Origin of the sequence: Streptomyces sp. NPDC057697, from assembly GCF_042799335.1 — a bacterium.
Lineage (GTDB): Bacteria > Actinomycetota > Actinomycetes > Streptomycetales > Streptomycetaceae > Streptomyces.
On the sequence record NZ_JBHVJA010000017.1, the window covers coordinates 83,040 to 95,361 of the forward strand.

The following is a 12,322-nucleotide window of genomic DNA, read 5'->3' on the forward strand; positions in this document are numbered from 1 at the left end:
CGGGCCGCGCACCCCGGCGCTCAGCCGTGCGTGACCGTCAGCGGCGCGAAGCGGACGCGGGTCGTCGCCGCGTCGTCCGCCCAGCGGACCTCCACGGTGTCCCCGTCCACCGTCACCCCGCTCACCGCCGCGTCGAGCGGCTCCGCGTCGGGCCGCGCGGTCAGCGAGGCCAGCGCCACCAGCACCGCCGTGCCCCCGATGGACGCGGACAGCCGGGGCACCACCGCCCAGGGCGTGTACGCGGTGCCCTGCGGAGCACGTACCTCGTCCCGGGACTCCCAGCCGTGCAGACCGTGCAGCGCGGAGGTCAGGGCGTCGTCGCGGCCGGTCGCCCAGCCCGTCTGCTCCACCCGGGCCCCGTCCGGGGCGCCCAGCACCCGGTGCACGCGCAGTTCGTAGCGGCCGCGCACCACGGTGACGCTCTCCACCCGCAGCCCCGGCACCATCGGTGAGCCCGAGGTGAACACCGGCCGGTTCCAGGAGGCGGCCCAGCCCCAGCCGTCGCCCCCTCCGGCGCCCAGCGCACGGATGACACGGCGCCCGCTGCGCGCCCCGCCGACGACCACCGCCAGATGGTTGTCCGCCGCGTTCGCCCGGGAGGTGGGGCCGGTCACCGTGGAGTACGACTGGCGGCTGTACAGCGGGTCGTCCTGCACCTGCGACTCGCCCTCGTGCGGGCGCACATGGTCGCTGCCGTGGTTGTGCAGCCGCACGATCCCGTCCGCGCGGGTGGACTGGACGAGCAGCCCAGGTGCCGGCAGCGCGAGCACCCGGTCGGGCCCCTCGCTGGGCGCGGGCTCCTCGGTCGCGGACCACAGCGGATGGCCGTCCGGGGCGAGCAGCGCGACGAAGGCCTTGGACGCCCAGTACGGTGACGCGGGCGCCGAGTAGTTCTGGATCGAGGCCTCGTGCGGGCCGTGCCAGCCCAGGTTCAGCAGCCCGTCCGTACCGGTCGCGCCCCGCTCCAGGAAGTAGCGCAGCGAGCCGCTGATCACCCGCCGCGAGGCGCCGGGCGTGAGGGGGGTGTGTCCGCTGAGGGCACCGAGCGCGACGGAGGAGGCGGCCGCGAAACGGTAGGTCAGCGAGCGGCCGAAGTGGATCGGCGCACCGTCGCCGCCGAACAGCAGCGAGAAGCCCTCCAGATGTTCGCGCAGCCGGGCGCCGTAGCGCGCGGACAGCTCCGTGTCGCCCGACAGGTACGCGTCCAGCACCGGATAGAGGTGCAGCGCCCAGCCGTTGTAGTGGTCGAAGGCGCGGCCGTCGCCGTCCGCGTACCAGCCGTCGCCCCGGTACCAGCCCTCCAGCAGGTCGAGGGCCCGCTGCTTCGCCCGTGCCGTCTCGGCGTCGCCGCGGCCCACGGACTCCAGGAACCCGGCCACGGAGTAGGGGAAGAGATACCAGTTGTTGGGGGAGGGCACGTGCCGCAGCGCGTCGCGCAGCCACTCCTCGGTCCGGTCCCGCACCCCGGCGTCGAGCCGGTCCCAGAGCCACGGGCGGGTCAGCCGCAGACCGATGGCGACCGAGGCGGACTCCACCATGGGCTGGCCGAAGACGGTGTGGTCGCGGATCAGCGGCCAGGACTCGGCGTCGTCGCGGCCGGGGGTGAGGGTGCCGGCCGCGAGCCCGTCCGCGTACCGGTCGAGCCAGCCGTACGGGTCCTCGCCCTCCGCGCCCGCGACCCGGAAGGCGGCGGCGAGGAAGGTGCGCGCGTACCCCTCCAGACCGTCCGAGCGCACCCCGGACGCGGACGGCCTGCCCGGCAGGTCCAGCAGGGCGCCGCCCGGTGTGGCCCACTGCCAGGCGGACCGGAGCAGCCCGTCGGCGGCGGCCTCCCAGTGCGCTCGGGTGTAGCCGGTGTGCGGGCTCGACACCCGGTCCTCGGCGGGGAGTTCGATGGGGGAGGTCGGACGGGGAGCGGTCATGCGAGGAAGGCCAGCCTTTCGCGTCGTACGGGATGGGCGAAACCGTCGCCCGCGGCCCAGCGGCCGGCCTCGTCGGCCGCGAGGTCGACCAGCCGCCGCAACTCGTTGCCCTGGGAGCCGGCGAGATGCGGGGTGATCAGGGCGTTGCCGCACTCCCAGAGGGGGTGCGCGGCGGGCAGTGTGTCGGGGTCGGTGACGTCGAGAACGGCCCGGATCCGGTTCCGCAGCAGTACGTCGGTGAGCGCGTCCTGGTCGACGACGGCACCCCGCGCGGTGTTGATGAGCACCCCGTCCGGGCGCATCGAGGCGAGCAGTTCACGGCTGACGAGCCCGCGGGTGGCGGGCAGCAGCGGGGTGTGGACGCTCACCACGTCGCTCTCCGCGAACAGTTCGGCGAGGCCGACCGGCCGGACGCCGAGCCCGGCGGCCTCCGCCTCGGAGACGTACGGGTCGTGCAGCAGGACGGTCAGGTCGTAGGGCCGCAGCAGTTCGACGACGCGGCGGCCGATCATCGAGGCGGAGAGGATGCCCACGGTCCGGCCGTAGTTCCCGACCCGGTCGGGGGCGGCGAGCCAGTTGTCGCGGCGGCGTTCCGCCCGGTAGTCGCGGGCCCGCTCCAGCACCCGCTTCCCGGAGAGCAGGATCATCGCGACCGTGTACTCGGCCACCGGCAGGGCATTGGCGGCGGCCGCCGAGGACACCTCGATGCCGCGCTCCCAGCAGGCCTCGGTGATGTGTCCGCGCACACTGCCCGCGGTGTGCACCACCGCGCGCAGGCGCGGAGCCGCGTCCAGGGCGGCCGTGTCGAGCGGCGGACAGCCCCAGCCGGTGAGCAGGAGTTCGGTGTCGGCCAGTACGGCGCGGGCCCGGTCGGTGCCGAAGTCGTCGAGGACGGGCAGGGGAGCGAGAGCGCACACCTCGTCGAGCGCGGCCAGCGACCGGGCGTCGAGGAGCGCGGTGGCGGCGGCCGGATTCATGGCGGCGGCGGCGCGGGGCCGGTCGCGGGGTACCGGGGTGCCAGGGGTGGTGGGCATCTCTCTCCTGGTAGGGGGGGCGGGGTGGTGGCGGGGTCACTGCGCGGCGCCCGCCACGGCCCCGGCCCTCCGGCGGCGTCCGGGCGCGGGGCGGGCGGGTGTCAACGGCGGCGGGCGGCCCCCGGGGTCCGCCGCCGGGGGAACCGGGGGCGTCCTTCGGCGGCACGGCGGCGACCGTGGCGGGCACGGACCGGCGGCTGTGTCGGACCCGGCATGGGTGCCTCCCGCGGCTTCTGAAAACGGCTCACGGGAAATCCTGATCGGCTGATCGTTACGGGTCAATAGATCGATCAGAAGAAAATGAAAGCGGTCAAACGATCAATCCGGACGGTGTCACGGACGCGGCAGTTCCCGCGCCGATCCACGGACCTCCAGCGTGGGCAGCAGCTCCGTCCGGCGCACCGGGCCGTCCGCCCCGGACAGCCGGTGGAGAAGCAGCTCGGCGGCGGCCCGGCCGATCTCCGCCTTCGGCGGCGCCACCGCGGTCAGCGGCGGGCTGCCGAGCGCCGCGACCCCGTCGTCGTACGCCACCACCGAACAGTCCCGCGGCACCTGCATCCCGCTCTCCGTCAGCCGCTGCACCAGCATCAGCGCGTCCACGTCCCCGTGCAGCACCGCCCCCGTGGCGCCCCGCTCCCGCAGCAGCGCGGCCGGATCGAGCGCGGCGCGGCCGTCGGCCGGGGAAGGCGGCGGCGCGGCCGCCCCCGGGCCGGGGGAGTCCGGGCCGGGACCGGGCACGGCCTGCGGGGAGCTCAGCACCACGGTCCAGTCCTCCACCTCCGGACGCGCCGCCGCGATCTCCGCGAACGCCGCCCGGATGCTGCGCGCCGTCGGGCTGTCGTCACGGGCGGCCAGCACGATACGGCGATGCCCCAGCGACACCAGGTGCTCGACGGCGAGATGCGTTCCGTACCAGTGATCGGAACACACGGAGTCCAGGGCGTGCAGCGCACTGCCCGGCCGGGGCCGCCGCTCCATCAGCACGGTCGGCACCCCCACGTCCGCGAGCCAGCCGTGGTCCAGCTCCTCCGAACGGGCCCCGGGCCAGCGCGGTGCGATCAGCAGCCCCCGCGCCCCGTCCGCCAGCGCCCGCTCCACCAGCGGGCGTTCGGCACCGGGCGACGGCGGCGCGATGTGCAGGGCGATCCGTATCCCCGACTCCTCCAGGACCGACCGGGCGCCGTGCAGCGTCTCGTACAGATACGAATGCCGCTCCGGGACGACCAGGGCGACCGCCCCGGCCTCCCCTGCGGGCACCTCGCTCCGGCCCGCCGGAACCCGGGCCGCGCGCACCGGCTCCCGCACCGGACGGGCCACCCCGTGCCCGCGGCGCAGCCGGCCGGCCCGGGCCAGCTCCTCGACGTCCCGCCGGACCGTGACCACCGAGACGTCCAGCTCGGCCGCGAGCACGCCGACCTTGACGGCACCGCGCGATTCCACCACCGAAAGGATTCGCTGACGCCTGAGTTCCACCGGCTCCCGCATGCTGCTGGCCCCTTCGCCGTACCGCCGCGCGTTGTTCGTTTGAGCGCTTTCGGTGAGCGCCCGGGTCGCAGCATAGCGATCACCCCCGGTGGTCCGGGGCCGCCGACCGCCCCGTACGCCCCACCGCCGTCATGCACGCGGCCCTCCCGGGGCGCCCCGCGACGGGGCTGTTCCGGGAGGGTCGAGGGGAGAAACCGGATCAGACGATGCCTTCCTCGATCTCCGCCTGCTCGCGGGCGTTCCCGTACGCCGACGGCGTGCTGTACGAACGGCGGGCGACGAACCACCACACGGTGGCCAGGAGCAGCACCGCGATCAGCGCGATCGACGCGTAGTTCATCGAGTCGACCGTCACCGGCGAGGACTGCGGGAGCAGGAACAGCACGGTCACGAGGGCGACCCAGACGACGGCGACCCAGCCGATCGGCTTGCTCCAGCGGCCCAGGTGCCACGGACCGCGCTCGAAGCGGCTGCCGGAGCGCAGCTTCAGGAAGATCGGGATCGCGTAGGCGGGCGTGATGCCGATGACGTTGATCGCGGTCACCGCGCCGTACGCGGTGGCGGAGTACAGCGACGGCAGCGCGAGCACCCCGGCGACGACGACCGAGAGCCACACCGCGTTGACGGGCGTCTGGGTGCGCGCGCTCACCTTGTGCCACAGCGCCGAGCCCGGCAGGGCGTTGTCACGGCTGAACGCGAAGACCATCCGGCTCGCCGCGGCGACCTCGGCGTTGCCGCAGAACAGCTGCGCCGCGATCACGATCAGCAGCATGGCGGTGGCCCCGGAGGTGCCGAGCGCGTCGATCAGGATCTGCGCGGGCGGCACACCGGTGGAGCTCTCCTGGGCGCCCGCGTAGTCCTGGATGGCGAAGGTCAGCCCGGCGAGCAGTACGAAACCGGCGATCCAGGAGACCCAGATCGCGCGGACGATGCCCTTGGCCGCCGTCACCGAGGCGTTCGACGTCTCCTCCGACAGGTGGGCCGAGGCGTCGTAGCCGCAGAAGGTGTACTGGGCGAGCAGCAGGCCGATCGCCGCCACGTACAGGGGGTTGTGCCAGCCGGTGTCATTGACGAACTCGGTGAAGACGAACGACGGCGACTGGTGGTGCGAGGGCACGATCGCGAGCACGGTGACGATCACCGCGACACCCGCGAGGTGCCACCACACGCTGATGGAGTTGAGCACGCTGACCAGGCGGACGCCGAAGAGGTTCAGCACGGCGTGCAGCAGCAGGATGCAGAGAAAGATGATCATCGTCTTGCCGGGCGTGGGCGTGAATCCCCACTGCAGGTTCATCAGCGCACCGGTGAACAGCGCCGCACCATAGTCGATGCCCGCGATCGCGCCCAGCAGACCCAGCAGATTCAGCCAGCCGGTGTACCAGCCCCACTTGCGGCCGCCGAGCCGGTCGGCCATGTAGTACAGCGCCCCCGAGGTCGGGTAGGCGCTGGTGACCTCGGCGAGCGCCATGCCGACGCAGAGCACGAAGAGTCCCACCCCGGCCCAGCCCCAGAGCATCACCGCCGGGCCACCGGTCGACATGCCGAAGCCGTACAGGGTCATGCAGCCGGAGAGGATCGAGATGACGGAGAAGCTGATGGCGAAGTTGCCGAAGCCTCCCATGCGGCGGGCGAGCACCGGCTGGTAGCCGAGTTCGCGCAGCCGCTCCTCCTCGTCCTTCGGCGGCATTGCCTCCGCACCCGACTGGGTCGGGGTGGATATGGACATCGGGAAAACCTCCATGAGCGGGATGGGAAACGCGAAACGGAAAACGGGACGGAAGGAATCGGTCGGAACGGGGAGCGGGCACCGCGACGGGGCCCGTGCTCAGTGGTGCGGCCCCCGTCCGGGGGTGCGGGGCGCCGCGAGACAGCGGCTGCGGGCGCGCAGGAAGACGTCCTCGGCATCCCCCGGGCCCTTGCGACCGCGCGTGCGGTACACCCAGGGAACCGAGGTGAAGTAGGGGCCGAGCTCCTCGAACACCGTGGCGGCCTCGGCGAATTGGAGCGCCCCCCACAGGGCGTGCGCCAGGTGGTTGAGGTCGAGCAGGGAGTGGGAGATCGGGGGCGTGCGGCGGAACCAGAGCTCCAGCGCGCGGGCCGCGTCCCGTTCCGCGTCCTCGGTGACCCAGTGCAGGTCCAGGGCCTTCTCGTGGCCCTGCTCGCGGCGGTAGCGCTCGACCCGCACATACAGGGGAAGCGCGTGCAGCGCGGAGCCGTCGGGTGCCGAAGAGGCCGCCCACTGGACGAAGTTGACCGCCTCGGAGAGCGATCCGCCGGCCTTGCGCGCGTAGACGAACTGGAGCATCCGGTGGTACGCCTCGCGGTTGCACGGATCGCGCTTGTCGGCCTCCGCCAGCAGCCCCCACGGGCCGGGGAAGAGCATCGGCCCCGGCGGATGCAGCCGGTGTTCCGCCAGCTGCTGCCGCTCGTCCAGCTGGGACAGGGCCAGCAGACACACCCAGGGCACCGGGTCCGCGGGCGAGGCGTTCGCCGCGGTACGGCAGGCCTGCCAGGCCTCCTGCCACAGCTCCCGGGCCCGGTGATGGCCCTCGCGGTGGGCGCGTACGGCGCGCTCGACGACGACCCGTGCCTGCATCACCGTGGCGGCGACGCTCCGGGGATCCTCGGCCAGCCAGGCCTGTACCGCGTCCGAACCGGCCGCGACCGCTCCGAGCACCTGGGTGCGCTGGGTCCACAGGGTCCAGTCCGGTGTGCTCTCCAGCAGGCTCCGCATGGACATCCAGCGTCCGGTGCGCAGATCCTGTAACGCGACGCGCAGATCGTTGTCGTGGCCGGCCGGGTGGTAGACCGGCCGGAAATCACTGTTGGCCATGGACTCGCCCTGCCCCCGTACGACAGGCGGGCATGCGGTGTTCGGCAGATCTTCTCAGCACGTCACGCAACCCGGCGGTGGCATGGAACCCGTGCAGCTGCGGAAGGCGCGGGATCCGGTGAATCGCGGCTCGGGACAGGGTGTCGGTCTCATCAATCCTCAAGGACGTGGGGGGTGAAGCAGCTGTCGGCAGACGAACTGCTCGAAAGCGTCCGGTTGTTGCTCGGCGGTGAGTGTAAGGCCAGTCACACCGAACTCCGGGCCGATTCGCGGATCTTACTCAAGTCGGTTGATTCACCAAGACGTTGAAAGATGTACCGGTTGTTCCGGTCGCCGGTTGGGCGGCCCTTGACGTACGCGGTGGTCTGCACCACTCTGGGCGGCGAGTTCAGTGATCACGATTCCGTTCAAGCCGCAGAGCTTCCGCACCGCTGGAGAGTCGATGACAGGCCCGGTACTCGCCGTGGACCAGGGCACGTCGGGAACGAAGGCCCTGGTGATCTGTCCCGAACGCGGCGTGATCGCTTCCGCATCCGTTCCGGTGAGAAACCGCCACGAGGCCGGAGGAGTGGTCGAGGCGGACCCGGCCGAACTGCTCGGCTCGGTCCTGGAGGCCGGTCGCCGGGCGCTGCGGGAAGCCGCCGAACCCGTCGCTGCGGTCGGCCTCGCCAACCAGGGCGAGACGGTGCTCGCCTGGGACCCGGAGACCGGACGGCCGCTCACCGCGGCGATCGTCTGGCAGGACCGCCGCGCCGCCCCGATCTGCGCGGAACTCGCCCCGTACGACGACGAGTTGACGCACCTGACCGGACTGCCCCTCGATCCGTACTTCGCCGCGCCCAAGATGGCCTGGATCCGCCGGGAACTGACCCGCGAAGGCGTCGTCACCACCACCGACTCCTGGCTCGTCCATCAGCTGACCGGCGCGTTCGTCACGGACGCGGCCACGGCGGGACGCACCCAGCTGCTCGACCTCGACCGGGCCGCCTGGTCCCCCCGCGCCCTGGAGGTCTTCGGCCTCGGCGACGAACGGCTGCCGGAGGTCGTCGACTGCGACAGCACGGCAGGCACGACCACCGCCTTCGGCGGCGAACTCCCGCTGACCGGACTGCTCGTCGACCAGCAGGCCGCCCTGCTCGCCCAGAACGCCCTGGACCCGGGCAACGCCAAGTGCACCTACGGGACGGGCGCCTTCCTGCTCGCCCAGACCGGCCCCGCCCCGCGCCGCGGCTCCACCGGACTGGTCAGCTGTGTCGCCTGGCGGCTCGGCGGCCGTACCGACTACTGCCTCGACGGACAGGTCTACACCGCCGCGTCCGCCGTCGACTGGCTCACCGGCCTCGGGGTGATCTCCGGCGCGGCCGACCTCGACCCCGTCGGCGGGACCGTCCCCGACTCCGGCGGCGTCACCTTCGTACCGGCGCTCGCCGGGCTCGCCGCCCCCTGGTGGCGCGGCGACCTGCGCGGATCCGTGACCGGCCTGGGCCTCGGCACCACCACCGGCCATCTGGTGCGCGCCCTGTGCGAGGGCATCGCGGCCCAGGTCGTCGAACTCACCGAGGCGGCCGCGACCGACCTCGGCTCCCCGCTCACCTCGCTCCGCGTCGACGGCGGCCTGACCCGCTCCGCACTCCTCATGCAGACCCAGGCCGACCTGCTGCAACGGCCCGTCGAGGTGTCCGCCCTGCCGGATGTCACCGCACTGGGCGTCGGAGCGGTCGCCCGGCTCGGCCTCGACCCCCGGCTCACCGCCCGGCAGGCCGTACCCGACTGGAAGCCCGCCGCCGTGTACGAACCGCGGATCGGCGCCGACGAGGCGGCCGAACGGCTCGCCCGGTTCCGCGGCGCCGTACAGACCCTGCTGGACCATGCCTGAGACGCACGAGAGCCGCGCCATGAGCCCCACGATCACCACCGCCGGAGAACTGACGGCGGACGGAGAGCCCGGCACCCCCGCCTATGACGTGACCGTCGTCGGCGCGGGCGTCGTCGGCACCGCCATCGCCCGGGAACTGGCCCGCTACCGGCTGCGCACCGCGCTCCTGGACGCCTCCGACGACATCGGCAACGGAACGTCGAAGGCCAACACCGCCATCCTGCACACCGGTTTCGACGCCGTGCCCGGCTCCCTGGAGGCCCGGCTCGTCCGCGAGGGGCAGCAGCGCCTGCGCGCCTACGCGGCCGAGACCGGCATTCCCGTCGAACGCGTCGGAGCCCTGCTCGTCGCCTGGGACGAGGAGCAACTGGCCGCGCTCCCGGCCCTGCTGGCCAAGGCGGAACGCAACGAATACCACGCGGCCCGTCTCCTGGACGCCGACCAGCTGCGCGCCCGCGAACCGCGTCTGGGCCCCGGCGCCCTCGGCGCCCTGGAAATCCCCGACGAGAGCATCATCTGTCCCTGGACGACCCCGCTCGCCCACGCCACCCAGGCCGTGCGCGCCGGAGTCCATCTGCACCTCGGCTGCCGGGTGCGGCACATCGACAGCGACGACGAGCTCCACACCCTCACCACCACCCGGGGCACACTGCGCACCCGCCATCTGATCAACGCCGCGGGACTGCACGCCGACGAACTCGACCGGCAGCTCGGATACGACGACTTCACCGTCACCCCGCGCAGGGGCCAGCTCATCGTCTTCGACAAGCTCGCCCGCGACCTGGTGAACCACATCCTGCTTCCGGTCCCCACCGCCGCGGGCAAGGGCGTCCTGGTCGCGCCCACCGTCTTCGGCAACGTACTGCTCGGACCCACCGCCGAGGACCTCGACGACAAGACCGCCACCGGATCGACCGCCGACGCCATCGCCCTGCTCCGGGAGAAGGGGCGCCGCATCCTGCCGGAACTGCTCGACGAGGAAGTCACCGCCGTCTACGCGGGACTGCGCGCGGCGACCGGCCAGGAGGACTACCGCATCAGCTCCCGGCCGGACCGGCGCACCATCACCGTCGGCGGCATCCGCTCCACCGGACTCACCGCCTCCATGGCCATCGCCGCCCATGTCGTGGGCCTGCTCGGCGACTCGGGACTCGCGCTCGGCACCCCCGCCGAACTGCCGCCCGTCACCATGCCCAACCTCGGCGAGGCCTTCCCGCGCCCGTACCAGGACGCCGGGCTCATCGCCGCGGACCCGGCGTACGGCACCCTGGTCTGCCACTGCGAACGCGTCTCGGCGGGCGAGATCAGGGACGCCCTGGCCGGTCCGGTGCCACCGCACTCCCCGGACGGCCTGCGGCGCAGGACGCGGGCCGGGAACGGCCGGTGCCAGGGGTTCTACTGCGGGGCCGCGGTCCGCGCCCTGTTCGAGGAGGGCCGGTCATGACCCGGCGCGAACGTACCGTCGACGTGCTGGTCGTCGGGGGCGGCCCGGCCGGCCTCGGCGCCGGGGCCGAACTCGCCGCCTCCGGCGCCGGACGGGTCGAAATCCTGGAACGCGAACAGACCGCGGGCGGCGTTCCCCGCCACTGCCACCACGGCGGATTCGGCGGCCGGACCCTCGGCGGCGGAGGGGCGACCGGACCGGCGTTCGCCCGCGGATGCGTGGCCGCCGCCGTACGCGCCGGGGCCACCCTGCGCACCGGCGTCACCGTCACCGGCTGGGCCGGACCGCTGACCGTGGACACCACCGCACCCACCGGCCTCGAACGGATCACCGCCCGCGCGGTCGTCCTCGCCACCGGCGCCCGCGAACGCTCCCGCAGCGCCCGCCTCGTCCCCGGCAGCAGGCCCCCCGGCGTCTACACCACCGGCGAACTCCAGCAGGCCGTCCATCTGCACCGGCAGCGGATCGGCAGCCGCGCGGTCGTCATCGGCGACGGACCCGTCGCCCACGCAGCGGCCGACACCCTGCGCGTCGCCGGCGCCGAGGTCGTCGCCCTGGTCACCGACCAGCCACCCGCCAGGCTCGCCGCCCTGACCCGCGGCGGCGACCGCGCCCCGGTCCTCACCCGCACCACCGTGACCGCGCTGACCGGCCGGGAACGGCTCACCGGGGTCTCGGTGCGCCACCACGACGGCCGGACCGCGACGCTGCGCTGCGACACCGTCGTCTTCACCGGCGACTGGATCCCCGAACACGAACTGGCGCGGCGCGCCGGGGCCGTCCTCGACCCCGGCACCCGCGGCCCCGCGTACGACACCGCCCACCGCACGAGCGCGACCGGGATCTTCGCCGTCGGCAATCTGCTGCACGGGGTGGAGAGCGCGGGCGTCGCCCTGGCCGAGGGCCGGTCCGTCGCCGCCCCCGTCCTGCGTCATCTCGCCACCGGCGACTGGCCCACCGGACGGCCGTCCGTCGTGGTCGACCCCCCGCTGCTCTGGATCGCACCGAACCTCGTCGGCCCCGGGGGCGGCCCCCCGCTCGACGGCCGCTTCACCCTGCGCACCACCCGCGGGCTCTCCTCGCCGCTGCTCGTCGCCCGCCAGGACGGCCGGGAACTCCACCGGCAGCGGCTGCTGCGCCCGGCCGTGCCGGACCGTCCGTTCCCGCTGCGCGCGGGATGGCTCGACCGGGTCGATCCGCACGGCGGGCCGGTACGGATCTCGGTGTGCTGACCACCGGTCAGGGAATCAGCAGCCAGTCCGATCCGATCGCCGCCACCAGTCCGAGGGCCAGCAGCCAACTTCCCAGCCTGGTCCGTCCGTTCCGGCTCAGCTCGATCACGATCCCGCAGAGGATCAGCGCGAGTCCGTACACCCCGACCACCAGCACCGACGACCGGCTGGCGATCCGCAGTGCGAGGACCACGGCCATCGCGGCCATGCCGACCGACGACAGGGCCATGCGCAGCCGTCTCGCCTGGCGTGGTGTCAGCTTCCGGTCCCCGGCCTCGTCGGTGGTCCCGAGGTCCGTCTCCGCGACGGCCTCGTCGGTGGTCCCGGGGTCCGTCTCCGCGACGGCCTCGGGTTCGTCGTCCGGGGCGGGTATCGGGGTGTCGGCGGACCGGTCCTGGTCAGAAGTGCTCATGAGGCGCGATGGTAATGGCTGCGGGCGGCCCCGTTCGCCCCTCCGGGCGACGAACGGCGGACACGACCCGGGTCCGCCGCG

At 73.5% G+C, this 12,322-nt stretch carries 9 protein-coding genes; 3 read left to right on the top strand and 6 right to left on the bottom strand.

Features of this window, described 5'->3' with window-relative positions:
- Window positions 1–20 precede the first annotated feature (20 nt).
- The 5 genes from ACFVFH_RS32310 to ACFVFH_RS32330 form a co-directional block, all read right to left on the bottom strand.
- The gene (locus ACFVFH_RS32310) at window positions 21–1,922 is read right to left on the bottom strand and encodes a DUF2264 domain-containing protein (RefSeq protein WP_383775359.1); all 1,902 of its coding nucleotides are present in this window, start codon (window positions 1,920–1,922) and stop codon (window positions 21–23) included.
- Entirely contained in the window at window positions 1,919–2,956 is a 1,038-nt protein-coding gene (locus ACFVFH_RS32315; protein ID WP_383775362.1) for a hydroxyacid dehydrogenase, read from the bottom strand. The genes ACFVFH_RS32310 and ACFVFH_RS32315 overlap by 4 nt, the downstream gene beginning before the upstream one ends.
- A 333-nt stretch (window positions 2,957–3,289) precedes the next feature.
- Entirely contained in the window at window positions 3,290–4,441 is a 1,152-nt protein-coding gene (locus ACFVFH_RS32320) for a substrate-binding domain-containing protein (RefSeq protein ID WP_383775365.1), read from the bottom strand.
- Window positions 4,442–4,640: 199 nt separating this feature from the next.
- Complete coding sequence (locus tag ACFVFH_RS32325) at window positions 4,641–6,170, bottom strand: amino acid permease (protein WP_383775368.1); 1,530 nt, start codon at window positions 6,168–6,170, stop codon at window positions 4,641–4,643.
- Window positions 6,171–6,269: 99 nt separating this feature from the next.
- Window positions 6,270–7,277, bottom strand: coding sequence for a hypothetical protein (locus tag ACFVFH_RS32330; protein ID WP_383775371.1), 1,008 nt, complete (start codon window positions 7,275–7,277; stop codon window positions 6,270–6,272).
- A 442-nt stretch (window positions 7,278–7,719) separates the two neighbouring features.
- Between ACFVFH_RS32330 and ACFVFH_RS32335 the strand changes: the two genes are divergently transcribed.
- Genes ACFVFH_RS32335 through ACFVFH_RS32345 form a run of 3 tightly spaced genes read left to right on the top strand, consistent with a single transcriptional unit; the run spans window position 7,720 to window position 11,829 of the window.
- Entirely contained in the window at window positions 7,720–9,153 is a 1,434-nt protein-coding gene (locus ACFVFH_RS32335; RefSeq protein WP_383775374.1) for an FGGY family carbohydrate kinase, read from the top strand.
- Between the two features lie 19 nt (window positions 9,154–9,172).
- Complete coding sequence (locus ACFVFH_RS32340) at window positions 9,173–10,597, top strand: NAD(P)/FAD-dependent oxidoreductase (protein WP_383775482.1); 1,425 nt, start codon at window positions 9,173–9,175, stop codon at window positions 10,595–10,597.
- Window positions 10,594–11,829, top strand: a complete 1,236-nt coding sequence (locus tag ACFVFH_RS32345) for an FAD-dependent oxidoreductase (RefSeq protein ID WP_383775376.1) — start codon at window positions 10,594–10,596, stop codon at window positions 11,827–11,829. The genes ACFVFH_RS32340 and ACFVFH_RS32345 overlap by 4 nt, the downstream gene beginning before the upstream one ends.
- A gap of 7 nt (window positions 11,830–11,836) precedes the next feature.
- Here the strand turns inward: ACFVFH_RS32345 and ACFVFH_RS32350 are convergent, their stop codons facing one another.
- Window positions 11,837–12,241 carry a hypothetical protein gene (locus ACFVFH_RS32350; RefSeq protein ID WP_383775379.1) on the bottom strand — a complete coding sequence of 135 codons (405 nt, stop codon included), beginning with the start codon at window positions 12,239–12,241 and terminating at the stop codon, window positions 11,837–11,839.
- Between the last annotated feature and the right edge of the window lie 81 nt (window positions 12,242–12,322).